The organism is Komagataeibacter saccharivorans (assembly GCF_003207825.1).
Classification (GTDB): Bacteria; Pseudomonadota; Alphaproteobacteria; order Acetobacterales; family Acetobacteraceae; genus Komagataeibacter; species Komagataeibacter saccharivorans.
In genome coordinates this window covers 87,727-112,044 of record NZ_NKTY01000004.1, presented here as the reverse complement: position 1 = coordinate 112,044, position 24,318 = coordinate 87,727, and the positions used below count along the sequence as shown (strand labels likewise).

The following is a 24,318-nucleotide window of genomic DNA, read 5'->3' as shown; positions in this document are numbered from 1 at the left end:
GTCCCCGGTCATGCGCCGGCATGCGCACGCAGCCTGATCGCCATGACCTCATCCTCGGATGGATAGAACCACACCAGAACAGCCGACACGCAGGCAATGAAAATGGGGACGCCGACAAACCCCATGCAGATGAACGCCCGCGCCTGCGGGGACTGCACCGCCAGACCAGAGACATAACCACCCCAGCCCAGCATGGCCGCCGACAGCGCACCGCCAGCAGCCCACGCGACCTTGCCCATGAAACTGTTTATGGAATAGGTCAGACCAGCCGCCCGCACCCCCGTCAGCACTGCGCCAAGATCGATTGCATCCGCAATCATCGCGTAAAATACCGGCAGCGTCATACCTTCAAAAAAACAGGCAAGACCAAAAACCGCGCCCAGCAGCACCGGTCGATTGGGCGCGGATACAAACACCACCAGACACAGCGCCGACAGCCCGTAGGGCACCGCCACCGTCGCGCGCTGCCCGATCCGGCGCACCAGCCAGCCCGAACAGGTCACACCCAGCACCTTGCCAATCCCCATGACCGAAATCAGCAACCCGCCAAACGTCGCGGGCCGACCAAGAACCGCCGTGGCGTAATAAAGCGACAGACCGTAAAACGCCGTAAGGTTGATGTAAAACAGGCTGAGCACGACCGTTACCACCACCCATGCCCGATTGCGCAGCAGGGACGCCAGCATGACACGCAGCGGGTTATGGGCAGGCTGCAGGACATAACGTTCCGTGCATGTAAAGGCAGGCACCATCAGCACCAGCCCACCCAGCAGCCCGATCACCGCCATCGCCGCCGGATAGCCGATGCGTTCATTCCCGCCACCCAGCCAGTGGACAAGCGGCAGCGTGACCGCCCCCATGAAAAAGGTGCCGCCCGTCGCCCCCATCATACGGAACATGGCCAGGGAAAGTCGGTCACGACCATTGCGCGTCATGACATTGGGCAGCACGCCGTACGGCACATTCACCATCGAAAACACGATGCCCATCAACAGGTAGGTTCCGTACGCCCATGCCAGCCGCCCGCCCGCACCCACCGGCAGGCGGATAAAGCACAGCAGCAGCGCCAGCCCCAATGGTAGCGAAAACCATTTCATGTAGGGGCCGACACGGCCACGGAACAGCCTGCGCCGGTCGATCATGTAACCGATGCACGGATCGGCCACGCTGTCGACCACACGCGCGGCCAGCATCAGGATCGCAACCTGACCCGCGGCAAGGCCACAGACATTCACATAGAAATACAGCAGGTAGGACCCCGTAATGCCGAACATGGCGTTACCGGCCAGATCACCACAGGCGTAGCTCATACGCTCGCCCAGCCCAAGTTGGAACGGAACCGAAACATCATGGGCTACGGTCGGGCGGGACGATGGCATGCAGACATTATCCTTGCTGTGGATGGTGGCCAGCACGACGGTGCGCAATAACGGCACCATCGTGCGCGCCCTTCACGACCGTCGCATGATCAGCGCAACGCTGCCAAGCACCACCACAATCCCGGCAATGGACAGCAGCGCGGGCTGTTCACCCAGAACGGCCCACCCCAGCAGCAACCCCACCACCGGGTTGACATAGGCGAAGGTGGACGCAATTTCCGGCGAAAACGTGCGCAGGACCACCACATAGGATGCAGGGGCGACCACACCGCCGAAAATGACCAGATAGACGAATGCGCCGATCTGCGCGGGCGCAGGATAATCCGGCAGTGGCGCGCCCCGCACCCACAGGACAAAAGCCAGCAGGCATGATGCGCAGGCCATCTGGATCGCCGCCGTCCATTCCGGCGCCAGCCGTCCGGCGAGGGGACGCTGCAACACCGTACCCAGCGACCACGTCATGGCCGAAAGCTGCAATACCATAACCACCAGCACCGGATGTGGCCCTGAAATGCCGCCATGCCCGGAAATGACGGGCCAGACCACCATGAACAGCCCCCCCAGTCCGGCCAGAAGCGCACCCACCACCCGCATGGATGGACGGGTCCGTGACACCACGCAGTCGAACAGCGCGCACCATAACGGGATCGACCCCATCGACATGACGATAAAGCCAGAACTGGCATAGGGCGCGCAGGATGTCGCCAGCGTATTGCCACCTGCCCACATGAGCATGCCGGTGCCGATACAACGCACCAGATCGGGCCAGCGCAGGCGCTGGGGCAGGCCGTGCCGGTACAGGGCCAGTGACGCCAGAATCAGCGCGCCACACCCTTCGCGCCCGAACTGGATATGCAGCGGCAGGATATGCCCCGCCCCGTGGAGGCATATTTTCACCATAAGATAGGTGCTGCCCCATATCACATAGATCATCAGAAGATGGACGTAGGCCACCGATGAAATACCAGTGGTCCTGCTGACCCCGCCAAGCGGCGGGCTGGACGCGGATGCGGTCACTACGGGCTCCGGTTACGCGCGCGATGCGCGACGATGGACAGGAATGTTTTTCTGGGCGGCGGCACGACCGGGCGCGATTCCGCATCCGCGTGCGTCACAACACGCCTCCCATACGGCATTCGTTTCGTCAAAGGTATAATGAATACGTATACGACAGGGCCGCGCCCCGCCTTGCGCATGGATAAGGATGCACCGCTGGACCCGGCCTGACGCATCACGGCGTATCTGCCACGCAAGGGGATGACTTACCCGTTGCAGCAGAAAAATGTTACGACCCATTATCGAAACATACCGTGTCGCGGCCATGCGGAAGGGGAACGCCCTGTCGGATCATCTTATTGCCCGTCTGGGCTTTCGCCACCTGCGCATGGTCATGGCCATAGCCGGGACCGGATCGCTTGCGGCAGCGGCGCGCCAGTTGAACATGACCCAGTCGGCGGTGACGAAAGCATTGCAGGAAACGGAGATGCTGTTCGGCACCCGCCTGTTCGCGCGCACCAGTTCGGGCACCACCCCCACCGCACAGGGTCAGGTCCTGCTGGCGCATGCGCGCGTGATGATGGACATGTTCATACAGGCCGCCGCGGACGTGACCAGCCCCGATCCCACGGGTGGCCGTGTGATGGTGGGCACGTTGCAATCCGCATCGGCCGTGCTGCTGCCCCGTGCAATCGCCCTGCTGCGCCGGGAACGACCGGGCCTGACGGTTTCCGTCATCGAGGGGACGAATGACGTACTGGTACCCGCCATGCTGCGTGGTGAAATCGACCTGATCGCAGGCCGCATTCCCGATACGCGCGAACATGACCATCTGGCCGATGAAATCCTGCTGCATGATGTCGCCTGCATCGTCACCCGTCCTGAACATCCCCTGACGCGACGCGGGGCGCTCCACCTTGCGGACCTGGCGATGGCGGACTGGATACTGCCCCCGCCGGGAACTGTACTGCGCCAGCAGGTGGATCAGGCATTTCACGACGAAGGCGTGCCGCCGCCGCGCGGCGCGGTGGAGTCCGTATCCCTGCTGACCAATCGCGGCCTGCTGGCGGCGGATGATTATGTGGCCGTCATGCCGTGGCAGAGCGCCCAGATCGAAACGCAGGCGGGCCGGATGGTGCTGCTGCCCATCCTGCTGCGTGCAACCATAAGCCCCATAGGCATCACCACCGGACTGAACAGCAGCCGCACCGCTGCCGCCCGGTACATGATCGCCGCACTGCGCCGCGCGGTGGACGACGTGCCCACCTGCCCGCTGCTGGACGAAGGAACGGATTTCCCCGGCCCCAGGGCGTAAATGCCCCCGGCCCTGTTCACACGTTGCGGGACAGGCCCAGAAACGCCGCCGCATTGCCCCCCAGTATCCGCGCACGTGCATCCGCACCGAGGAACGTGGCAGACCGCACAAGGCCGCCAACCGGGCTTTCCCCCAGCGGAAAGGGATAGTCCGATCCCAGCATGATCCGCTCATCCCCCATCACGCGAACCAGAAGTTCCAGCGCGTCGGGGTCAAACACGGCGGAATCGACATGGAAACGGTCCACATAACTCGATGGCAGATTGGGACAGTCGACGCGCACGATGTCCCGGTTGCGCCACGCATTATCAACACGCCCCAGCAGGTAGGGAAAACTGCCCCCGCCATGGGCGAAACACAGCCGCAGATTACGCGGCAGACGCTCGAACGCGCCCGACAGGATAAGGGAAAGGATGGAAAGCTGCGTTTCCGCCGGCATGGACACCAGCCATGGCAGCATGTACGGCCCCATCCGCGCATTGGTCATCATGTCCCATGGATGGATCAGCAGGGGAATGTCTTCCTGCGCGCAGTGATGCAGGAAGGTCATGATGCCCGCGTCATCCAGACCACGGTCACCCACATGGTTGCCGATCTGCACCCCGACATGCCCGCTGGCCATGGCGCGCGATGCTTCCCGGCAGGCCATGTCGGTATCCTGCAACGGCACCTGCGCCAGCGCACGCAGCCGCGTGGGAGCGTGGGAACAGATTTCCAGCGCCGCGTCATTGAATATCCGCGCACAGTATTCGGCCTGCGCCGCTGGCCGACCATAGGCGAACAGGATGGGTGTGGCGGAAATGACCTGAATGTCGATACCGTCCCGATCCATTTCCGCCACGCGCCGCTGCGCGTTCCAGCACGCATCGTAGACCGGGCGGAAATCGCGCGTGCCCAGCATGAGCATCGCATGTTCATCATCGACATGACGCATCCATGGCCAGTCGGGCGTGCCGAAACGCGCCTGCAGGTCCGGCCATGCCGCAGGCAGGAAGTGGGAATGAAGGTCAATGATCATGGCAGCCTGACCCAGCCGTCGGGTGCTGTCCTGCCCGGATGCAGCGCGCCGCATTGCGGACAGGTGCGCTGTTCGGTGCTGGCGTAGAACGCATCATAAAGCGGGGGAATATCGGTCACGAGGCTGTGCAGCCGCACCTCCACCCTGTGAACCAGCGCGCCGCATTCAAAGCAGTACCACTCGAACCCGTCCATCTCGCCTGGGGGACGGGCGTTTTCGATCACCAGGCCGACCGATCCCGGCATGGGACGCTGGGGCGAATGACGCACATGCGGCGGTAGCAGGAAAATCTCCCCTTCGCGGATCGGGACATCGTAATGCTGGCCGCGATCCACCACCTTGAGCACCATGTCACCCTCAAGCTGGTAAAAGAACTCATCCACCGGATCATCATGGAAGTCCGTCCGCTGGTTCGGACCACCCACCACCGTCACCATCAGTCCGGTGTCGGTCCATATCTGCTGGTTGCCGACCGGCGGCTTCAGCAAGTGGCGGTTGTCATCGATCCATTTACGGAAACTGAATGCCGAAAGCTGTGTCATGTGAAATCCCTCACGCCGGACCGGGTTGCGGGTAAAAGGCGGTTACCTTCATCTCGATCAGCAGATGCGGATGGGGCAACTGGTGAACGGCCACCGTGGTACGTGTCGGCCCGTCAAAGCCGAAATATTCGCCATACACCGCGTTATAGCCGCCAAAATCGTTCATATTGACCAGAAAGGTGGTGACATCCACGCAATCGGCCAGACCGGCCCCTACCGAGCGCAGGATCGCGTCGATATTTTCGATTACCGCGCGGGTCTGCGCGCGGATGTCCAGATCGGTCGTGCCCATTGCATCCACGCGCACGCCTTCAAAACTGTTATCGGGGCGGCGGGAGCTGGTGCCCGATACGAACAGGAAATCCCCTGCGCGCCGCAGATGGGGAAAACGCCCGCGCGGCACCGCGCGCCCCGCGACCACACCTTCCGTCATGACCGTTCCCCCGTTGTTGTGAAGCCAAGACGCCCCAGCGACTGCACCGTGGCCGAGACATGGCAGCCCGGCCTTAGCGCCACCGCTGCCGTCGCCGCACCCGCCAGCACGATCTCGCCCGCTTCAAGCCGCGCGCCACGTTCGCCCGCCAGTCGCGCGGCTTCCATCAGTCCGCGCAACGGATGGCCAAGAATGGCGGCGGACGATCCAGTCTGCACCACCTGCCCGTCCAGATGCAGGACCATGCCAAGGTTGGAAAAATCCATCCGCGCCGATGCAGGCTCGCCCAGCACGAACCCGCGGGCGGACGCATTATCCGCCACCACGTCCACAACATTGAAGCGGAAGTCCCGATAGCGGCTGTCAATGATTTCCAGCGCAGGCAGGACCGCCTCGATCGCGTTACGCGCTTCCGTCGTGCTGACGGGACCACATAACGGGCGGCGCAGGATAAAGGCCAGTTCGGTTTCCACACGGGGATGAATGGCCGTGGACATGTCGAATACCGCGCCATCGGGCAGTTCCATACCAGCCCCCAGCCGCCCCCATATCAGGTCGGACACGCCCATCTGCCGCATCTTGGCGCGACTGGTGAAGCCCATCTTGACGCCAGCGATCCGCTCGCCGCGCGCAATGCGCAAGGCGGCAAGCTGCGCCTGTATGGCATAGGCATCGTCCAGATCCAGTTCCGGCATCTGCACCGTTACCTGTTCGATCGCCTGACCCTGCCGCGCTGCATCATCCAGCCGCCGCGCCACGGCGCGTATGGTGGTGGCGTCAATCGCCATGGTGTTCCCCCTTTGGCGCAAAGCGGACGCTGACTGCGCCCAGACCATTGATGCGCACGTCAAAACTGTCGCCGGGCCGGGCTGCGACCATCGGCCCCAGCGCACCCGACAGCACCACTTCCCCCGCGCGCAGCGGCATGCCGCGCCGGGCCATTTCAGCCGCCAGCCAGCGCAGTGCGTTAAGCGGGGAACCCATGCACGCCGCCCCCGCGCCGGTCGAGACCTCGCCCCCACGACATTCCATCACCATGCCGCAGGCATACAGGTCCACATCACGCAGGGACCGTCGGTCCTGCCCCAGTATGAACAGGCCGGACGACGCGTTATCAGCAATGGTATCCGCCACGGTGATATCCCATCCGGCGATGCGGCTATCCACGATCTCGATGGCGGGCAGAAGGTAGTCCACGGCGGAAATGACCTCCGCCATGCCGGGATCGACATGGGGCAGGTCACGCGACAGGACGAAGGCGATTTCGGCCTCGCACCGGGGCTGCAGGGTTGCACCCACGGGAATGATCCCGTCGGGTGCCACTTCCATATCGGCAGTCAGGACACCGTAATCGGGCTGGTCGATACCGAACTGCTGCTGCACGACCGGGGCGGTCAGGCCGATCTTGCGCCCGACGATACGTGCCCCCGCCGCCACACGGGCCGCGACCAGCGCACTCTGCACGGCATAGGCGGTATCGACGGCAGCAGCCCCGCCGATCAGGTCACGCACGGGCGCGCAGGCCACGCCGGTACGCGCAGCGGTCTGGAGTTGACGGAACGCACGTTCCGCCGTCCCGGTCAGGACTGGCATGTTCATGGGTGTCACATCCTGATGCAGATATTTGTGGTTTCGGAATAGAAATCCAGCGAGCGAATGCCCCCTTCCCGTCCGATACCGGACAGTTTCACGCCACCGAACGGCGTGCGCAGGTCACGCAGGAACCATGTATTCACCCAGACGATCCCCACATCGATCCGGGCCGCCACACGGTGCGCGCGGCGCAGGTCGTTGGTCCATACGGCTGCGGCCAGACCGTAGGGGGAGTTGTTGACTCGCTGCAGCACCTCCGCCTCCGTATCGAAGGGGGCGACGTGGCAGACAGGGCCGAAAATCTCCTCCCGCACGCAGGCGGCATCATCGGGCAGGCCGGTCCAGATGGTGGGTTCGATAAAGGCCCCGCCATCACGCTCATCACCAAACCACGGCATGTCGCCACCGGTCACCACACAGGCCCCATCACTTACGGCACGGGCGTAATACCCCAGAACCTTCCTGCGGTGCGCATGGGAAATCAGCGGGCCGATCCCCGCGTCGCTGTCTGCCCGCGCGGGGGACAGGGCTTCGGCCCGCACCCGCAATGCCTGCACGAAACGCTCGAAAAGGGGGCGCGCCACATAAACCCGTTCCGTCGCCAGACAGACCTGCCCGCAATTGGAGAACGCGGAACGGGCGACACCGTCCGCGGCTTCCTCCACATCCGCATCAGGAAAGACGATGGCTGCGTTCTTGCCGCCCAGTTCAAAGGATACCGGCTTAACACCGGGTGCCGCCGCCTGCATGATGGTGGTGCCGGTGGAACTTTCACCCGTAAAGGTAATGGCGTCGATACCGGGGTGACGGGTTATGAAGGCGCCTGCGGAATCCGCGCCGAAACCATGCACCAGGTTGAAAACCCCCGCCGGTATGCCCGCGTCATCCATGACCTGCGCCAGCAATGTAGCGGTATAGGGTGTTTCTTCCGATGGTTTGGCCACAACGGCATTACCGCATGCCAGCGCAGGCGCCAGTTTCCATGACAGCAGCAGCAGCGGCAGGTTCCATGGCGCGATCACACCAACAACACCCACCGGACGACGACGCACGTAATTGAGCGCGCCCGCGCCATCGGCTGTATCGGTATGGTAGCTTTCGCTGCCCATTGTGGCGATCAGGTCGGCAAAAAAGCGGAAATTGGCGATCCCGCGCGGCACGTCGATGGTGCGGGTGTGATGCGTGTCCTTGCCGGTATCGGCTATCTCGGCGGCGACAAATTCCTCAAATCGCGCTTCGATGCCACTGGCCACCGCGCGCAGGGCGGCTACACGCTGTGTTACCGTGCTGCGGCCCCACGGCCCGGTTTCCAGCGCCTGCCGTGCGGCCTGCACGGCGCGGTCCACCTGCTGCGCATCGGCCTCGTTCACATAGGCGATGGTCGCGCCATCGACGGGGCTTATGTCGTGGAACAGCCGGTCCGTATATTCGAACTGGCCATTGATGAAGTTGCCCAGAAGCGGCACGCCCTCATGGGTCCGCATCGGTCTGTCTGCGTGCAGGGACATGCTGCGTCCTCGTAATATCTGAATGGAGTATTCAGATGGAAACGGGACACCCGCAATGGAATTTACTTCAGACCCACATGAACGTTCGGAATACCATGCACCGTTTGTGTAACGGAATGATCATTACCGTGCCGCGGCCCTGTTCCCGCGAAGCGGAACAGGGATGCCCCTGTCAGGCGCTCAGGCGTGTCAGGCCGTTTCCTTCATGCGTGGTCTCCACAATACGATAGGGACCGGCGGCCAGTATTTCGATACACAGCAGCGCCTTCAGCGCATGCTGCCGCCTGCCCAGTTCCACAACCGCCTTCCCGTCCGTCCAGCGACGGTCCGCGCTGCCGCTATCGTGCCATCCATTCGGGGCGTCCAGACCCAGATGTGCGGTAAGGGCGCGCGCTGCATTGCCCTCAAACAGTCTGATGTCACGGATCAGAACACCAAGATGCCGACGGTCATCGACATAAGGCCCCATTGTGTCACACGGTCGGCTGGTGCGCGACATGATCCGAATTTCCTGCACGTCAGGCGGAATCATGAAAAAGGTGAAACCCTTGGCTTCGCGCATCGCACGGATGACCGCACCGCTATCCGTTACCAGATGCAGATCGGCATCCGCCGTGGTTTCCAGCACATCATGGCGTGCAGGGATGTCACTGGCGCATGCACGGGCGTCGATCATGTCAAAAAGCGGCCTGACGAAATCCTGCGACACATCCAGTGGCGCCGCACTGTCCCGCGCCCATGTCTTTTCCTGCCCCGGAAACCGGACAACCGGTCCCGTCTGCCTGAAGCCATGCCGGTTTCCTGTATCCAGATAGCTTTCCGTCAGCATGCCATCCACCGTAATGATGGAATGGCTTTCCGTTTCAAGATGATAATAGGTATAGGTTGATATGGTGCGGTCGTAATAAATGCTGCGGTTATTGACCAGCATGCGCACCGGCAGGAAGCGGCCATCAAAGAACAGGCAGTGTTCGGGCGTGACAAGCATATCCCTGTAGGGAACACCGCTGGCGATGGCATCTTTTACGATGCGTACCGGATACCCCGCCTCATCGGGATAGGGGCCGGGTTTCACGCTGGCCGTGGCGGTTCCCGTCCATATGACGGGACGGAACACCTGCCGTCCCTCATGATGGACCAGAATTTCATCACCCACGCGGATTTCTTCTATGGCTACATCGCCCTGTGCCGTACGCACCATTGAACCGGACAGGAAACAGACCAGCACCGTGCCTGCGCCATCCGTATCGGCCACGGTGCCGAGATAATTATCCGTCCCCGGATCGGTATCCTGATACTGCCCGTTCAGGTCCAGGGTATCACCATTGGAAAATGTTACGGTCGACGTGCCCAGAAAGCTGTCATAATCGACACTGGTTATGGTGGCTGGCGCGCCATCGCTTTCCACAATGATGCGGTCGCCCGTGCCGAACCCATTGATACTGGCGCCATCAAGCAGGGCGAGACCGCCACTGGACCCGGCAAGATTGAGCGTTCCGCCGCCCCCCTGAAAATTGAGGGTCAGGCCACTGGCGGCCGAGATCACGCCGTTACCATCAAATGTGCCGCCATTGGATATGTTGATGGTCACACCCGACAGCGCGGTCAGCAACCCACCGGCGAGACTAACATCCCCCCCGTCCGCATCCACGATCACGCTGGTACCCAGCGCCACCGTCCCGGCCGTGACCGTAACGGATGTATTGTCCCCTGCGGTTACCGTGTAGGTACTCAGCGCCGTTATGGGCGTATCGAGCAGTCCATCAAGGGAAACATTTGCCGAAACCGGACTGCCATCACCGGATTCAACATCCATGCTGGCAGAGCCCAGAACACCGAGTACGGAGGTGGGGGCAAGCGTATAGGACCCACTTTCCGTAACCGTATTGTCGGTGTCAAAATAGGCATTCCCGATATTTCCCATCTGCCCTGTTCCCATCCGCCAGAGGTTACGTGGATTGTGGGCGATCGTTTGCGCCCATCCTCTCGTCTCATACAGATATGAAAAAAGGGTTTCCGGCCGCCCCGATAACGGCGCGCTGAAATGACCTACGCCGCGTATCCGGGCAACAGGCGGTCCAGCCGCCGCTTCATGGCCGCCAGATGCACGGCAGCCGAAGTTTCACGTTCCATCACCATCTGCCCGACCGCGCGGGCCACGACATCAGGCGCCACAGGGCGAAGTGGTGCGCCCATGGTACGGGCCAGATACTGGTCCCGCGCGGCGATTTCCAGATAATGCAGGTCATACAGACAGGCGGCGACATCCCGCCCGATGACCGATACCCCATGATTGGCCATCAGCACCACGTCGTGATCGCGATGGGCCGCGACCAGCCGCAGGGCTGCATCCTCATCCAGAACCAGCCCTTCATATTCTTCCAGATAGCCCACGCGCCCGACAAAGCGCATCGCACTTTGCGTAATGGGCAGGATGCGCATATCCGTAAGGCTGGTCAGCGCCGTGGCATAGGGCATGTGGGTATGCATCACACAGCGTGCCCGGGGCACCCCGGCGTGGATGCGCGCATGGATGTGAAAGGCCGTTGGCTCCCACATCCCCTGCCCCGCGACGATGCGCCCCGCAAGATCGACCCGGATCAGGCCGGATGCCGTCACCTCCTCAAACAGCGGGCCGAAGGGCTTGAGCAGGAATTCCCCCTCCGCCCCCGGCACGGCGGCGGAGAAATGGTTGAACACGCCGTCATCGCCCCCTTCAAGTGCGACAGTGCGGTAAGCGGCAGCCAGATCGACACGCAGCGCGTGCTCTGGCGTAATGTCCGCCGTCCCGCGCGTGTTCATGATACCTGCCGGACGCCAGCGGCCACGCGCCCCGCGCGCAGGCGGCAGATCACGTAATAAAGCGGGCAGACCACGATCAGCCCCACCATCCACGACAGGTCCGCCCCCCCCAGCGCACGCGCGGCAGGGCCGGTATACAGCGTCGAGGAAATGAAGGGGACCTGCACCAGTGTGCCAGCCACGTAGCAGAACAGGGCCGTCCCGTTCCATCGCCCGTAAATACCGCCATTAGGGCGAAAGAAGGATGCCACATCATATTCGCCACGGTGGATCAGGTAATAATCGACCAGATTGATCGCCGTCCACGGCACCAGCACATACAGCAGCAGAAACAGGAAGTTCATGTAGTTTTCAAGGAAGTCGGCCTGCGCATTCAGCGCAACCCCCGTCCCGCACGCAAACAGCGCGAAGCAGAAGATCACCCGCGCCCCCGCACCGGGCCGCCATCCAGCGCGGAAGGTCTGCAGCACCGTAATCGCGGCCAGCATGCCACCGTAGATATCCAGCGCCCCGCAGCACGCCACCGTAACCGAGAACACCAGCACGGCGAACCAGCTCAGCCCGCCCAGACTGTGCGACAGGGTTGCGATGACATCCCCCCCATCGGCCAGGATACCGAACAGCGCGCCCAGCAGCATGGGGAATGTCGCCCCCGTCACCACGCCGCCATACGTACCCCAGAATGCGGGCACCGCGCCGGTATCGCGTGGCAGGTAACGCGAATAATCCGAAACATAGGGCGCGTAGGAAAGCTGCCACAGGGCCGCGACCGACATTGCGCCAAGGAAGTCATGGACGGAAAAACTGCCACGGGACATGAAATCGGCAGGCAGGCCCTGCACACCGATGATCCAGATAAAGCACAGCACCAGCGTAAAGGCCGACAGGATCGACAGGTAACGCGCGCAGCGATGGATCATGTCATAGCCGCATATGGCGACCAGCAGGCTGGACGTACCGATCAGCAGGATGGCAGCCGACTGGGGCACGACGGGAAACTGGCTATGGACCGACCGGCCCCCTATGGTCACGTTGGACGCGGTATAGCCCGCATACATCAGGATCACGATGACCGTGACCAGCACCGCGCCATAGGTACCGAACTGCCCACGGGTCTGGACCATCTGCGGCACGCCCAGACGGGGCCCCTGTGCCGCATGCAGCGCCATGAACACCGCGCCCACCAGGTTGCCGACAATCAGCGCCATCGCCGCCGAACGGAAATCAAGATGGAACGCCGTCGTCGCCAGCGATCCGGTGATGATTGTCAGGATCTTGACGTTGGCGCCAAACCATAAGGTGAAAAGGTAGCGCGCCGTGCCATGCCTGCGATCGGGTGGAATGGGATAGATGGTTTCGTTTTCGATATAGGATGGGGTAGGGCTTGCCATTCACGCTCTCACAGACAGGGGGCAGGGCATAATCACGCGGCCTATGGCGTGCAGGGACATATCGTTAACGCGATAATGTCAGCATGCGAACGGTATGAATGCAAGCACGTCACGGCCTTCTGAAGTCAGTATAGGCAAATTCTTTACAGACATGGTTTTTTTCGTAACGATACCGTACGGAATCCCGGCTCTGTTTACGCACCCTGACCATGGAACACGCTATTGACAGGCACGACGACCCCACACACCCCCGCGCGCCGTACCCGGCTGAACACGCTCATCCGCATGGTCGTGGCACCCGTGCCTCTGGTCATGATCATGGCGGGCAGCGTGCTGGCCAACCGTTACCGGCCCATGGTGCTGGGCATGCCCTTCTTCGTGTTCTGGACGGTGGTGTCGGTGTGCATGTGTTCCGTCAGCATGGGGGTGATCTACCTGCTTGATCCCGCCAACCACGGCCACGATGGGGATGACGCACCATGAACGTGGCGCTGCTTATCATAATGGGCACCATTGCGGGCGCGCTTGCGCTGGGCCTTATGGCGCGGCGCGGCATCCGCATGGACCTTGAACAGTGGAGCGTGGGTGGTCGCAGCTTCGGCCCGGTTTTCATGTTCGTGCTGATGGCAGGGGAGGTGTTCACGACCTTCACCTTTCTGGGGGGCGGGGGCTATGCCTACGCGCATGGGGTCGCGGCACTGTACATGGTTGCCTACACCGCGCTGGGTTTCGTGCTGTCTTACTGGCTTCTGCCACCTGTATGGCGAATCGGGCGCAGGCACGGACTGCTGACGCAGGCCGATTTCTTTCGTGTCCGTTACGACAGCAAACCGCTGGCGCTGCTGGTGGCAGTGGTGGGTCTGGTTTCCATGATCCCCTATCTTGTACTCCAGCTCAAGGGGCTGGGCATCATCGTGCAGGCCACGTCCTATGGCCTGCTCTCGCCCTCGCTTTCCGTATGGATCGGGGCGAGCGTCATGTGCGTGTATGTCGTGGTGTCCGGCATGCATGGATCAGCATGGACCGCTACGGTCAAGGATGTGCTGGTACTGGGGATTGTCGCATTCCTGGGGCTGTACATGCCATGGCACTATTACGGTGGCATGGGGGCGATGTTCGACCGTATCGGACAGATGCGGCCTGACCTGCTGACACTGTCCACCAGCGGGTTCAGCCCGTCATGGTACTGTTCGACCATCATCATATCCGGGCTTGGCATCTATATGTGGCCGCATACGTTCGGCTCCGCCCTGTCGGCGCATGCGGCGCGCAGCTTTCGCCTCAATGCCGTGCTGATGCCGCTTTACACGCTGGTCATGATCCTTGCCATGATCGTGGGCTTCGCCGCCATCGGGCAGGTGCCCGGCCTGACAGGCGGTCAGATCGACATGGCCCTGCTGCGCCTGTCGATCCAGACCTTTCCGCAATGGTTTGTCGGGCTGATCGGGGCGGCGGGACTGCTCACGGCAATCGTGCCCGGTTCGATGATGCTGATCGCCACCGCTACACTGGTAGCCAACAATATCTACGCCATGGTTTTCGTCCCCCGGGACCGTGCGCGGGTGGGACGCATGGCGCGCATGATGGTGCCGGTCGTAACACTGGTTGCGGTCTGGTTCGCGCTGGACAGTTCCATCAGCATCGTTGGGCTGCTGATCATGGGCTACAGCTTTGTCACCCAACTGTTCCCATCACTCGTAGCCAGCCTGCCCGCGCGTCGCATCGTCAATACGGCGGGAGCCGGGGCGGGCATATGCGTGGGGGTTACGGTTGTCATGATTACTGTCCTGACCCATGCCACCATGGCCACGATGTTCCCTGCCCTGCCCGCCTGGATACGCGATATCAATATCGGCAGCCTTGCGCTGGGGCTGAACATCATCACCATGCTGGTGGTCAGCCGCCTGTCAGGCGCGCGATACAGCGCAAAGGCATGATCCGCCACAAGGCCATCACGTCACACGGCTTCGCTTACGATGACCTCGATCGGGGTTGGCGCAAAGCCTGAACAGGGGTTGTTCTGCTGCGGGCAGTTGGACAGGACAGCCAGAACCGGCATATGCGCGCGCAGGGTCACGTAATCACCGGGGCGGGAGATCCCTTCAGCAATTTCAAGCGCCCCGTCGGAGGCGAATTTCACCCGCATGAAGAAATTGACGTTGGAGACGATTTCCGATGGTCCCAGCCCCCATTTTGACAGTTCGGAAATGAAATTGGTGCGGCAGCTTTCGGTTTTTTCCACGCCATAGCGCAGGCGATCCATCTCGCAACTGCAGCACCCGGCCAGCGTATCGTGAAAACCGCATGTATCCTCGATAACGGAAAACATCTTCTCCGCCCGGTCGGAATACATATCCGTTCCCTTTGTTACGTAAAGCGAGCGGTTCAGCTTGACGGTATTGGGAACATTCAGCCGCGCATGGGGCGCATGCGCCGTAAAGCACAGGAAATCCACCGCCTGCTGGCCGTGCAGATCGACAATGCTCAGAAACTGCCCCGTAGCCAGCACGCGTGACCACGGCTTTTTCGGCGCAACGGTCTCCCGGTGAATGACGCGGCTTCCTTCGGGCAGGGTCAGGACAACAGTCATGCACGCGGTCTCCCTGGCATCAGGACGGGCGGGGGATCAGCCGATACGCATGGGCGCACGGCCATATTCGTTGCCGGCGATCACAAGCCGGGTCAGCGCATCGAGGAAGGCATCCCGATCCGCCCCTGTCAACGCGGCAATGGTGCGCGCATGCGCCCGGCGGGCGGGCTCGGCCATTTCTTCCAGCAGGGCCGCCCCGGTTTCGGTCAGATAAACCCGCTTGAGCCGCCGGTCGCGCGTGGTGCGTTCGCGCCGTACCAGCGCACGTTTTTCCAGCCGGGCCAGCACATTGGCCAGTGTGGCGCGATCCACGCCAACTTCCTGTGTCAGTTCGCTCTGGTCCAGTCCCGGTCGCGCCTGCGCCACGCACATGATGCTGTACTGCACCGGGGTTATGCCGAACACGCCGCATTCCTCGGCAAACAGGGCGACATGGATCTGGTGCAGCCGACGGATCAGGAATCCCGGTCGTGCGCCAAGCTGCGCCATATCGCCCATCCAGCCCGGTGCATCGCCACGGGCGACGGTAGGTTCATGTGTCATGACCCCACGATACCAGCCGCCGCAGGGCGCGCCAAATAATCGTTAGCAGCAGCCGGCCCGCACCCAGTCGTGCAGGCGGCGGAGGGGCTTCCTCATTGCGCAGACGGGCCTGAAGGTTCAGACCGACGGTGCGGGCGATTTCATTGGCGAATACCTGTACCACCGGCCCACGCCCAAGCTGCGCCAGCGGCCCGCGCAGGGCATAGTGCATGTCGATTTCCACCCGGCTGGCCTCATTCCCATCCGGCACAACGGTAAAATCCGCCTGTCCCGACAGCCGTGTGCCACTGGCCTGATCGCGCCCCTGACACGTCAGTGCGCCGCGCATCGCATCCGTTGCGTACCTTACCGTCGCTTCCCCCTGGAAACTGGCCTGAATCGGGCCAAGGCTTGCGGTCATTTCCCCGCGTAGCTGATTGCCTTCCCGCGACAGCAGGCGTGCCCCCGGCACGCAGCCGACCACCAGTTCCGGGTCACGCACCGCATCCCATACCGCACTGGCAGGCACGCCGATGCGCAGGACCTGCCGCATCCGGTTGGGGGTATTGCCACCTGTGGCCCCCTCCGCCATCGGGGCTGTCATGGGGATGACGCCCTCATCGCGCTTGCGGCGGGCAAAGGTTGCGGCGGGCAGCCTGGGCGGGATAGCGGCCTGAACGCCCCGTCGCGTCTCAAGCACGCGCATGATCGCGCGCACGATGCCACCATACCCCGTGCAGCGGCACAGGTTGCCCGCCAGTTCCAGCCGCACGCGTTCGCTATCCGCATCAGGCAGGCGCGTGACGATATCGCGCGCCGTCACCAGCATGCCCGGTGTACAGTAGCCACATTGCAGCGCGTGTTCGGCGGTGAAGGCGGCGCGCAGTTGCGCCATCACATCATCCGTGGCCAGTCCTTCGATACTGCGCACGTCCCGCCCGCTGCATGAATGCGCCAGCGTGATGCAGGCCCGCACGGGCTGGCCATCCATCACGACGGTACAGGCACCGCATACGCCATGTTCACAGCCGACATGCGTACCGGTCAGCAGCTCGGTCTCGCGCAGGAAATCAGCCAGACTGGTCCGTGGCGTCGCATCCCCCGTGCAGGGCCTGCCATTAAGCGTGAGTGTAAGTGTGCTCATGCGCGCGTTCCCCTGTGTGCCTGCATGGCCTGTTCCATTGCACGCCCGGCGATCACCGCCTGCATGCGGCGTTCGACGGGACCAAGTCCCGCCCCCTTCAGCGCGCCTTCGACCGCGGCCGGATCGGCACGATCCCCTTCCAGCACGACGGGCGGCCCACCGGTCGCCCCGATGACCATGCGCCTTACCCCGTGCGTGGGGTCCAGCAACACGGCGCACATGGCATGCGCGAATTCGCCCGGTTTGCGGCACGCCTTGACGTATCCCCAGCCAAAATCCGCGCCGGGGCGGGGAATACGTATGGCTTGCACGATTTCACCGGGTTGCAGCACGGTGCGGAACGCACCGGTGACAAAGCCCGACAGCGGCACCATGCGCCCGCCACGCGGGGTCCATGTCAGCACCAGCGCACCCAGCGCGCCCAGCGTGCACAGCCAGTCCGCGCCCGGATCGGCATGACACAGGCTGCCCCCCATCGTGCCGCGCGTGCGGACCGCCCGATAGGCGATATTGGCCGCGATCCGTGACAGTATCCCGCCGGGCAGGTCGGGCGTACGCCCATCCTCGATTGCCGCATGGGGCGTGGATGCGCCAAGGGTCAGGGCATCACCCGCATCCTCCACCCCCTGACATTCCGCCAGACCATGCAGCGCCACAATCCGCGCGGGACGGGCCACACGGAAATTGAGCATCGGCCCCAGCGACTGCCCGCCCCCCATGGCTCGCGCGCCTTCTGTCGCCAGCATGGTGCTGGCCTGTGCCAGCGTCGCGGGCTGATCGAAGGCAAAATCGACAGGCTTCATGAGGCAACTCCCTGTTCGCGCGCCATCAGGGCGGACACGATCCGGTGCGGCGTGATCGGCAGGCGATCCATGCGCACACCCAGCGGGCGCAGGGCATCATTGACCGCGTTGGCAATGGCGGCTGGTGGCCCGATCGCCCCACCTTCCCCGATGCCTTTCTGCCCGAATTCAGTATAGGGCGAAGGCGTAACCATATGATCGATGCGCAGCAGCGGCACTTCCGTAGCACCGGGCAGCATGTAATCGGCCAGCGTGGTGGCCAGCGGCTGCCCCGCCGCGTCGAAGGGCATTTCCTCATACAACGCAGTGCCGACACCCTGCGCCAGACCGCCATTGACCTGACCATCCACGATCATGGGATTGACCAGCACGCCCCCATCCTCGCAGATCGCGTAATCAAGGATCTTTACATCCCCCATCTCGGTATCGACCGACACGACAACCGCATGGGCGGCGTAGCTGAACGTGCCGGTATCACGCCGGGTCCGGTAGCCGCCCGTCACCTCCAGCCCGGCGGGAGAGACATCGGCAGGCAGTTCCTGTGGGCGGAGGTACCAGGTGCGCGCGACCTCCGCTATGGTTACGGTGCGCTCCCCGCTTACGACCGCGCCGTCCACTATCCGCGTATCTTCCGCACGCACCTGCAGCAGTTTGGCGCCAATGGCCACGATGCGTTCGGCCAGTTCGCGGCAGGCGGTGGCAACAGCGCCCCCAGCCATCACCATGCAGCGCGACCCCCACGTGCCGGTTGAATAGGGTGTCAGCGCCGTATCGCCATGCACCACCTGAATCCGCTCAATCGGAATGCCCAGCACTTCGGCGCCGACCTGCGCCAGCGTGGTTTCCAGCCCCTGCCCGTGGGACTGGATGCCCACACGCAGTTCCAGCCCGCCATCGGGCGTAAGGCGGGCGACCGCCTGTTCAAAACCCGGCACCATGGGAATGCCCCAGCCATGGTAGACCGAAGTGCCATGCGCCCCCTGTTCGCAGAAGATCGCAATCCCCAGCCCCAGCCTGACCGGCCCCTGCATCGCCGCCTGACGCGCACGCACGCCGGGCACATCAATCGCCTTCACCACGCGGCGCAGGGCTTCGGGGTAATCGCCGCTGTCGAAATGTTTGTTGGTGATGTTATCAAAAGGCATGAGTTCGGCAGGCACGAGGTTGCGCAGCCGGACCTCCCACGGTTCAAGACCGGCCTGCACCGCAATATCGTCCATGAGGCTTTCAATCGCGTAACACACGCCCGCGCGCGCAACCCCGCGATAGGGGACGATCCCGGCCTTGTTCGTCGCCACCGAACGGGTATGGCAGCGATAGCCCTGCATGCGGTACGGACCGGGCAGGATGCTGGCCACCTGCGCTGCTTCCAGACAGGCGGAAAAGGGATAGATCGAATACGCCCCGGCATCGACCGAAGCATCGGCATCCACCGCCAGCAGCCGCCCGTCACGATCGGCATAGGCGTTGAGTTCATAATGATGTTCGCGGCAGTTGGCATTCCCCGCAAGCTGTTCGCGCCGGTCTTCCAGCCAGCGTACGGGATGGCCAAGATGCCGGGCAAGGAAGCCCGCGCAGACTTCCTCGGGCAGAAGAATGCCCTTGTAACCAAACCCCCCGCCCACATCGGGGGCAATGATGCGTACCTGCTCTTCTGAAAGACCAAGACAGCCCGCAAGCCCCGTGCGCACGATATGGGGCATCTGGGTCGATGTAATCAGCACAAGCTGGTTAAGCCGCGACTCCCACCGGGCGATGACGCCGCGCCCTTCCATGGGGGACATGCACTGCCGCGCTGTGCGCAGGGTGCGTTTTACATGGATCGGCGCGGTGCGGATGATTTCGTCCACGTCCCCCGCCACCTGCGTCTGCAGGAACAGGTTGTCGCCCCAGTGGTCATGCACCAGCGCCGCACCGGGTGTTATGGCATCCAGCATGTCCGACAGGGCGGGCAGTTCCTCGTAATCGACAACCACGGTCGCGGCCAGATCCTCCGCTTCCGCCCGCGTGGGGGCCACGCATACGGCTACGGCTTCCCCCACATGACGGACCTTTTCATACGCAAGGGCATACTGCGCGGAGGATTTGAAACCCGGCAGGCCGGAATTGGCGATAATCGGCTCCACCCCATGCAGGTCGGCGGCGGTGAATACGCAGTCCTCCCGCCCCGCTGGTTTGTGGATCGCGCCCAGCCGCGCATGGGCATAGGGGCTGCGTACAAAGGCCAGTTCGCGCATGCCGGACAGGCGGATGTCGCCAACGTACTCCCCTGTTCCACGCAAGTAACGATCATCTTCCTTGCGTGGGACGGACTGACCCACGCCCTGTTTATTATTATGTCCGGGAAAGCTGTTGCTTCGGGGGGCATCATCTGTGGTCATTACGCCTTATATCCCTGATCGCACGCCCGGCGGGGACCGGGCGGGGTGAAGAATCGCGGCGGGCCGCATATCAGGCTTGCACGCCCGTATATCGTCAGTATACTGACTGTTAATAGCGGCGGAGGCAACCAATGAATTCGGCATTTGACACGCTTTTGCGTGGTGGCACCCTTATCGACCCGATGACCGGACGCCACGGCGTGGCCGATATCGGCATTCGCGATGGTCGGATCGTGGCGATCGAATCCACGATCGGCCCTGATGCCGCGGCACGCGAGACGCATGACGTATCGGGCAAGATCGTGACGGCTGGCATGATCGACACGCACGGTCATATCTATGAACATGTAACCGGTCGCTTCGGCCTGAATGCCGATCTGGTGGGCGTGCGTTCGGGTGTCACCACACTGGTTGACCAGGGCGGACCAAGTTGCATGACCATTGGCGGGTTCCGTAATTTCATTTCCAACCCGTCGGACAGCAGGGTGCTGTGTTTCCTGTCCGCCTATCTGGTGGGCGGGCTGGAAGGCCACCTTTACCCCGAACTTTATGGCCCTGGTCAGACCAACGTCGAACATTCTGTGCGCGCCGCGCGGGAAAATGCCGATCTGGTGCGCGGGATCAAGGCGCATTGCGAACTGGGCGGCGTATCGCGCTGGGGGCTGGATGTCATCCGCATCGGCAAGCGCATCGCGCGGGAAGCGGGCATCCCGCTTTATATCCATCTGGGCCAGCTCTGGCCGATGAAGGAGGACGCACCCGATATCAACCCCGATGAAATCGTACGCGAACTGATGCCGCTGATGGAACCGGGGGATATTCTGGCCCATCCGTTCACGCGGCATCCGGGTGGTTTCATTTCAATGGAAACGGGGGAAGTGCATCCCGTGGTATGGGCCGCGCTGGAACGCGGCGTAACGGTGGATGTCGGCCACGGGTCGCATTTTTCATTCGACATGGCGCGCACGGTCATGGCGGCAGGCATCCGTCCCTACACGCTGGGGGCTGACATGCATGGCTATAACGTGCGCGTCCCCTCCGCCACCGATCTGGACGACCGGGGCCGCAATCCCTTTGCCGGGGTCGCGCCGTTCAACCTGACCCATGCGATGTCGAAACTGCTTTATCTTGGCATGCCGATGGATGAGGTCGTGGCGACCGTCACATCCAATCCCGCGCGGATGCTGGGCATGGCCGATACGCTGGGATCGCTTCAGGTCGGGCGCGAGGCGGACATTTCCGTTCTGGATCATGTGCGCGGTCGCTTTACCATGTCCGACAACAGCGGCGTCAGCGTGGAGGTGGATGAAATGCTGGCCCCGGCATTCTGTCTGCGCGCGGGCAAAATGCACAAGGCGGACAGCCCGCTGATCCCGCCGCTGGCATGAACCCGACCGAAGAATGGGGGCGGCTGGATCAGGCGGCGCGCGACGCGGCATACGACAACGCCGCCGCCGTGGCGGACAGCCAGACATATATGAGCGCGCTGCGGGCACAATCCGCCCGCATGCGTGCGCACAGCCTGCCGGGGCGGGTGGATGTCGCCTACGCCCCTGGTGCGCGCACCGTATGGCAGCTTTATCCCGCCACCCGGCTGGATGCGCCGTGTCTGGTATTCATCCATGGCGGGTACTGGCAGATGAACGCACCGGAAGGCTTTGCCTGCCTTGCCGAAGGGCTGCGCGCGCATGGCTGGTCGGTGGCAATGGTGGGGCACACGCTGGCCCCCGAGGCATCGCTGACCACCATTACGCAGGAAATTGATACCGCGCTGACATGGCTGGACCGGCATGGCCCCACCTATGGTCTGGCTGGCCCACGGCTGCTTTCGGGCTGGTCGGCGGGCGGGATGCTGGCCGCATTGATGCTGGGGCACAGGGCGGCCACGGCGGGACTGGCCATTTCGGGCATATTTGAACTGGGGCCATTGCGTGACACCAGATTCAATACGGCGCTACGCCTGAGTGATGCGGAAGTGGCGACACTTTCCCCGCTGCGCCTGCCCGCATGTGAAAAACCGCTGGCCATTGCCTATGGCAGCCGTGAACTGCCCGCCCTGTGTCACGACAGTATCGCGCTACATCGGATGCGCGCGACCCGGCACTGTCCCGGCCCGCTGGTGCCCGTGGCGGGAGCCGATCATTTCACCGTGCTGGATGCCCTCCGCCACCCTGAGGGAGAACTGGTGCGCGTTGCACGGATGATGCTGCCATCTGAAACAGCCTTCCCACCATAAAGAAGTTTTTGGTGAAGCTTTTTTCAAAAAGCTTCGGGTAACGCCGCCATCACGCCCCCGGTTCCGCACACAGATCGTCAAGGATACCCGCAAGGAAGCGATCCCCTTCCGCCAGTTCGGCAGGCAGGATGTATTCATCGGCCTTATGCGCGCGTGAAATCGAACCCGGCCCGCAGACAATGCACGGAATACCCAGTTCGCTTTCGAACAGTCCCGCTTCCGTGCCGAAATCTATGACACCCGTTTTATTCTGCCGCGCATGGCGCAGGCCGGTTGCCAGAATCCCGCCGTCCCCTGAACTGGCAAGACCCGGATAGGCATTCACGATCTCGACCGTGATCCCTCCCCTTGCCCCATCATCGGTAATCCGCCGGGCGGCATCATGCAGCCACGCGACGTAATCCGCACCATCATATCCCGGCAGAAGGCGGATTTCCGCCATGATCACGCAGCGGTCGGGCACGATGTTCAGCGCCGTGCCCCCGTCGATCAGGCCGATCTGAACGGTGGAAAACGGCACTTCAAAACGCCCGTCATGCGTTTCCACCTGCCGGATATGATCCTGCAGCCGTCCGGCCGCGATGACCATTTCGGATGCCAGAACAATGGCGTTCTGCCCCCTGAACGGATTGGCGGAATGCGCGGCGCGGCCATGGCATGTTATCTTCAGGGCGATCTTGCCCTTATGCGCGACGGCGACCCCCATTTCCGTTGGTTCGCCAACCACGCAACCGGTGGCGGTCACACCCTGTTGTCCCAGTGCGCGCAGCAGGGAGCGCACGCCAAGACAGCCCAGTTCCTCATCATGCGAAATGGCCAGATGCAGCGGGCGACGCAATGTCCTGCGCCCCGCACTGGCGGCTGCCGTCAGCATGCAGGCAAGAAAACCCTTCATGTCGCTGCTGCCACGACCGTAAAGCCTGCCATCGCGCGCGGTCAGCCGGAACGGATCGGTCGTCCAGTCCTGTCCCGTGACAGGCACGACATCCGAATGGGCGGACAGGATGATGCCATCCGGGCTGTCCGGGCCAATTGTGGCGAACAGGCTGGAACGTCCCTCCGCATCGCCTGGCACGCGTTCGACCCGCGCGCCGGTGGCGACAAGATACTGTTCCACCCAGTCGATCAGGTCAGCATTGGACGTGCCGCAGATGGTTGGAAATGCGACAAGACGGTCCAGAATGGCGATCGTGCCGCTTTTGTCCGCGCCAGACTGCATGGGCCGGTTTTCCCCTGTCATCGATCAGTCAAGCTGGGCGATGATATCAACTTCCACAAACCATTCCGGCCGCGCCAGCGCCACGACGACAAGCCCGGTAAACACGGGGAATACACCGCGCAGATACTGGCCAAGGGTGCGATAGACCACTTCCCGATAGCGGATATCGGTCAGATAGACCGTCACCTTGCAGATATGGCGTGGTTCGGCCCCCGCTTCGGACAGGAGGAGAAGGATATTCTCCGCCACCTTGCGCGCCTGCCCTTCCGGGTCGCCGACCGCGACATTCTCCCGCGTGTCGAGATCCTGCGGTACCTGCCCGCGCAGATAGACCATCTTTCCCGCCACGACCGCCTGACACAGGTCGTTATCGAGATTCTGCTCGGGATAGGTTTCGCGCGTGTTGAACGGGCGAATGCGGCGATGTGTCACCGTAGCTGGCAGAT

Annotated in this window: 23 protein-coding genes; 5 read left to right on the top strand and 18 right to left on the bottom strand. The window is 62.8% G+C overall.

Features of this window, described 5'->3' with window-relative positions:
- Nucleotides 1-8: 8 nt before the first annotated feature.
- Together CFR79_RS04355 and CFR79_RS04350 are read right to left on the bottom strand one after the other, a co-directional pair.
- Nucleotides 9-1,439: an MFS transporter gene (locus CFR79_RS04355; RefSeq protein WP_110547044.1), complete on the bottom strand. Its 1,431-nt coding sequence runs from the start codon at nucleotides 1,437-1,439 to the stop codon at nucleotides 9-11.
- Between the two features lie 12 nt (nucleotides 1,440-1,451).
- Nucleotides 1,452-2,396: a DMT family transporter gene (locus CFR79_RS04350; protein ID WP_110547043.1), complete on the bottom strand. Its 945-nt coding sequence runs from the start codon at nucleotides 2,394-2,396 to the stop codon at nucleotides 1,452-1,454.
- Between the two features lie 265 nt (nucleotides 2,397-2,661).
- Here CFR79_RS04350 and CFR79_RS04345 point away from each other — a divergent pair, with 265 nt between their 5' ends.
- Nucleotides 2,662-3,690: a LysR family transcriptional regulator gene (locus CFR79_RS04345; protein ID WP_220030220.1), complete on the top strand. Its 1,029-nt coding sequence runs from the start codon at nucleotides 2,662-2,664 to the stop codon at nucleotides 3,688-3,690.
- Between the two features lie 16 nt (nucleotides 3,691-3,706).
- Here the strand turns inward: CFR79_RS04345 and CFR79_RS04340 are convergent, their stop codons facing one another.
- The 9 genes from CFR79_RS04340 to CFR79_RS04300 form a co-directional block, all read right to left on the bottom strand.
- The gene (locus CFR79_RS04340; protein ID WP_110547042.1) at nucleotides 3,707-4,708 is read right to left on the bottom strand and encodes an amidohydrolase family protein; all 1,002 of its coding nucleotides are present in this window, start codon (nucleotides 4,706-4,708) and stop codon (nucleotides 3,707-3,709) included.
- Nucleotides 4,705-5,250 (bottom strand): 3-hydroxyanthranilate 3,4-dioxygenase, encoded by a 546-nt coding sequence (locus CFR79_RS04335; protein ID WP_110547041.1) that lies wholly within the window; start codon nucleotides 5,248-5,250, stop codon nucleotides 4,705-4,707. The genes CFR79_RS04340 and CFR79_RS04335 overlap by 4 nt, the downstream gene beginning before the upstream one ends.
- A 10-nt stretch (nucleotides 5,251-5,260) precedes the next feature.
- Nucleotides 5,261-5,683, bottom strand: coding sequence for a RidA family protein (locus tag CFR79_RS04330; RefSeq protein WP_110547040.1), 423 nt, complete (start codon nucleotides 5,681-5,683; stop codon nucleotides 5,261-5,263).
- On the bottom strand, nucleotides 5,680-6,471 hold the full coding sequence (locus CFR79_RS04325; protein WP_102325535.1) for a 2-keto-4-pentenoate hydratase: 792 nt from the start codon (nucleotides 6,469-6,471) through the stop codon (nucleotides 5,680-5,682). The genes CFR79_RS04330 and CFR79_RS04325 overlap by 4 nt, the downstream gene beginning before the upstream one ends.
- Nucleotides 6,461-7,282 (bottom strand): 2-keto-4-pentenoate hydratase, encoded by an 822-nt coding sequence (locus CFR79_RS04320; RefSeq protein WP_220030219.1) that lies wholly within the window; start codon nucleotides 7,280-7,282, stop codon nucleotides 6,461-6,463. The genes CFR79_RS04325 and CFR79_RS04320 overlap by 11 nt, the downstream gene beginning before the upstream one ends.
- 5 nt (nucleotides 7,283-7,287) lie before the next feature.
- Nucleotides 7,288-8,784, bottom strand: coding sequence for a 2-hydroxymuconic semialdehyde dehydrogenase (locus tag CFR79_RS04315; protein ID WP_110547039.1), 1,497 nt, complete (start codon nucleotides 8,782-8,784; stop codon nucleotides 7,288-7,290).
- Nucleotides 8,785-8,956: 172 nt separating this feature from the next.
- Nucleotides 8,957-10,708, bottom strand: coding sequence for a Hint domain-containing protein (locus CFR79_RS04310; RefSeq protein WP_181417351.1), 1,752 nt, complete (start codon nucleotides 10,706-10,708; stop codon nucleotides 8,957-8,959).
- Between the two features lie 125 nt (nucleotides 10,709-10,833).
- Nucleotides 10,834-11,586 (bottom strand): class II aldolase/adducin family protein, encoded by a 753-nt coding sequence (locus tag CFR79_RS04305; RefSeq protein ID WP_110547037.1) that lies wholly within the window; start codon nucleotides 11,584-11,586, stop codon nucleotides 10,834-10,836.
- Nucleotides 11,583-12,977 (bottom strand): purine-cytosine permease family protein, encoded by a 1,395-nt coding sequence (locus CFR79_RS04300; RefSeq protein WP_110547036.1) that lies wholly within the window; start codon nucleotides 12,975-12,977, stop codon nucleotides 11,583-11,585. Before CFR79_RS04300 ends, CFR79_RS04305 begins: the two co-directional genes overlap by 4 nt.
- 222 nt (nucleotides 12,978-13,199) lie before the next feature.
- On the opposite strand from CFR79_RS04300, the gene CFR79_RS04295 reads away from it, so the two are divergent.
- Entirely contained in the window at nucleotides 13,200-13,460 is a 261-nt protein-coding gene (locus CFR79_RS04295; RefSeq protein ID WP_110547035.1) for a DUF3311 domain-containing protein, read from the top strand.
- Nucleotides 13,457-14,914, top strand: a complete 1,458-nt coding sequence (locus CFR79_RS04290; protein WP_110547034.1) for a sodium:solute symporter family protein — start codon at nucleotides 13,457-13,459, stop codon at nucleotides 14,912-14,914. The genes CFR79_RS04295 and CFR79_RS04290 overlap by 4 nt, the downstream gene beginning before the upstream one ends.
- Before the next feature lie 20 nt (nucleotides 14,915-14,934).
- Here CFR79_RS04290 and CFR79_RS04285 read toward each other — a convergent pair whose 3' ends face one another.
- The 5 genes from CFR79_RS04285 to CFR79_RS04265 are packed head-to-tail and all read right to left on the bottom strand — an operon-like array spanning nucleotide 14,935 to nucleotide 20,417.
- On the bottom strand, nucleotides 14,935-15,567 hold the full coding sequence (locus CFR79_RS04285) for a DUF1989 domain-containing protein (RefSeq protein ID WP_110547033.1): 633 nt from the start codon (nucleotides 15,565-15,567) through the stop codon (nucleotides 14,935-14,937).
- Nucleotides 15,568-15,603: 36 nt separating this feature from the next.
- Nucleotides 15,604-16,110 (bottom strand): MarR family winged helix-turn-helix transcriptional regulator, encoded by a 507-nt coding sequence (locus tag CFR79_RS04280; RefSeq protein WP_181417350.1) that lies wholly within the window; start codon nucleotides 16,108-16,110, stop codon nucleotides 15,604-15,606.
- The gene (locus CFR79_RS04275) at nucleotides 16,100-17,233 is read right to left on the bottom strand and encodes a 2Fe-2S iron-sulfur cluster-binding protein (RefSeq protein WP_102325527.1); all 1,134 of its coding nucleotides are present in this window, start codon (nucleotides 17,231-17,233) and stop codon (nucleotides 16,100-16,102) included. The genes CFR79_RS04280 and CFR79_RS04275 overlap by 11 nt, the downstream gene beginning before the upstream one ends.
- Nucleotides 17,230-18,036, bottom strand: a complete 807-nt coding sequence (locus tag CFR79_RS04270) for an FAD binding domain-containing protein (protein WP_110547031.1) — start codon at nucleotides 18,034-18,036, stop codon at nucleotides 17,230-17,232. Before CFR79_RS04270 ends, CFR79_RS04275 begins: the two co-directional genes overlap by 4 nt.
- Nucleotides 18,033-20,417, bottom strand: a complete 2,385-nt coding sequence (locus CFR79_RS04265) for a xanthine dehydrogenase family protein molybdopterin-binding subunit (RefSeq protein WP_110547030.1) — start codon at nucleotides 20,415-20,417, stop codon at nucleotides 18,033-18,035. The genes CFR79_RS04270 and CFR79_RS04265 overlap by 4 nt, the downstream gene beginning before the upstream one ends.
- Before the next feature lie 131 nt (nucleotides 20,418-20,548).
- Between CFR79_RS04265 and CFR79_RS04260 the strand changes: the two genes are divergently transcribed.
- Together CFR79_RS04260 and CFR79_RS04255 are read left to right on the top strand one after the other, a co-directional pair.
- On the top strand, nucleotides 20,549-21,805 hold the full coding sequence (locus CFR79_RS04260) for an amidohydrolase/deacetylase family metallohydrolase (protein ID WP_110547029.1): 1,257 nt from the start codon (nucleotides 20,549-20,551) through the stop codon (nucleotides 21,803-21,805).
- A complete protein-coding gene (locus tag CFR79_RS04255; protein ID WP_110547028.1) occupies nucleotides 21,802-22,653 on the top strand; it encodes an alpha/beta hydrolase in 852 nt (283 codons plus the stop codon). Before CFR79_RS04260 ends, CFR79_RS04255 begins: the two co-directional genes overlap by 4 nt.
- Before the next feature lie 49 nt (nucleotides 22,654-22,702).
- Here CFR79_RS04255 and argE read toward each other — a convergent pair whose 3' ends face one another.
- Both argE and CFR79_RS04245 read right to left on the bottom strand, forming a co-directional pair.
- Nucleotides 22,703-23,872 carry an acetylornithine deacetylase gene (gene argE / locus CFR79_RS04250; RefSeq protein ID WP_102325680.1) on the bottom strand — a complete coding sequence of 390 codons (1,170 nt, stop codon included), beginning with the start codon at nucleotides 23,870-23,872 and terminating at the stop codon, nucleotides 22,703-22,705.
- Nucleotides 23,873-23,896: 24 nt separating this feature from the next.
- Nucleotides 23,897-24,304, bottom strand: coding sequence for a RidA family protein (locus CFR79_RS04245; RefSeq protein ID WP_162900523.1), 408 nt, complete (start codon nucleotides 24,302-24,304; stop codon nucleotides 23,897-23,899).
- Between the last annotated feature and the right edge of the window lie 14 nt (nucleotides 24,305-24,318).

Bases quoted from the DNA above. Each gene is read 5' to 3' on its own strand.
- CFR79_RS04345 (WP_220030220.1), top strand. From the start codon at position 2,662: ATGTTACGACCCATTATCGAAACATACCGTGTCGCGGCCATGCGGAAG.
- CFR79_RS04265 (WP_110547030.1), bottom strand. From the start codon at position 20,417: ATGACCACAGATGATGCCCCCCGAAGCAACAGCTTTCCCGGACATAAT.
- CFR79_RS04315 (WP_110547039.1), bottom strand. From the start codon at position 8,784: ATGTCCCTGCACGCAGACAGACCGATGCGGACCCATGAGGGCGTGCCG.
- CFR79_RS04340 (WP_110547042.1), bottom strand. From the start codon at position 4,708: ATGATCATTGACCTTCATTCCCACTTCCTGCCTGCGGCATGGCCGGAC.
- CFR79_RS04280 (WP_181417350.1), bottom strand. From the start codon at position 16,110: ATGACACATGAACCTACCGTCGCCCGTGGCGATGCACCGGGCTGGATG.
- CFR79_RS04270 (WP_110547031.1), bottom strand. From the start codon at position 18,036: ATGAAGCCTGTCGATTTTGCCTTCGATCAGCCCGCGACGCTGGCACAG.
- argE (WP_102325680.1), bottom strand. From the start codon at position 23,872: ATGCAGTCTGGCGCGGACAAAAGCGGCACGATCGCCATTCTGGACCGT.
- CFR79_RS04290 (WP_110547034.1), top strand. From the start codon at position 13,457: ATGAACGTGGCGCTGCTTATCATAATGGGCACCATTGCGGGCGCGCTT.
- CFR79_RS04330 (WP_110547040.1), bottom strand. From the start codon at position 5,683: ATGACGGAAGGTGTGGTCGCGGGGCGCGCGGTGCCGCGCGGGCGTTTT.
- CFR79_RS04300 (WP_110547036.1), bottom strand. From the start codon at position 12,977: ATGGCAAGCCCTACCCCATCCTATATCGAAAACGAAACCATCTATCCC.
- CFR79_RS04285 (WP_110547033.1), bottom strand. From the start codon at position 15,567: ATGACTGTTGTCCTGACCCTGCCCGAAGGAAGCCGCGTCATTCACCGG.
- CFR79_RS04305 (WP_110547037.1), bottom strand. From the start codon at position 11,586: ATGAACACGCGCGGGACGGCGGACATTACGCCAGAGCACGCGCTGCGT.
- CFR79_RS04255 (WP_110547028.1), top strand. From the start codon at position 21,802: ATGAACCCGACCGAAGAATGGGGGCGGCTGGATCAGGCGGCGCGCGAC.
- CFR79_RS04355 (WP_110547044.1), bottom strand. From the start codon at position 1,439: ATGGTGCCGTTATTGCGCACCGTCGTGCTGGCCACCATCCACAGCAAG.
- CFR79_RS04310 (WP_181417351.1), bottom strand. From the start codon at position 10,708: ATGGGAAATATCGGGAATGCCTATTTTGACACCGACAATACGGTTACG.
- CFR79_RS04335 (WP_110547041.1), bottom strand. From the start codon at position 5,250: ATGACACAGCTTTCGGCATTCAGTTTCCGTAAATGGATCGATGACAAC.
- CFR79_RS04320 (WP_220030219.1), bottom strand. From the start codon at position 7,282: ATGAACATGCCAGTCCTGACCGGGACGGCGGAACGTGCGTTCCGTCAA.
- CFR79_RS04275 (WP_102325527.1), bottom strand. From the start codon at position 17,233: ATGAGCACACTTACACTCACGCTTAATGGCAGGCCCTGCACGGGGGAT.
- CFR79_RS04325 (WP_102325535.1), bottom strand. From the start codon at position 6,471: ATGGCGATTGACGCCACCACCATACGCGCCGTGGCGCGGCGGCTGGAT.
- CFR79_RS04260 (WP_110547029.1), top strand. From the start codon at position 20,549: ATGAATTCGGCATTTGACACGCTTTTGCGTGGTGGCACCCTTATCGAC.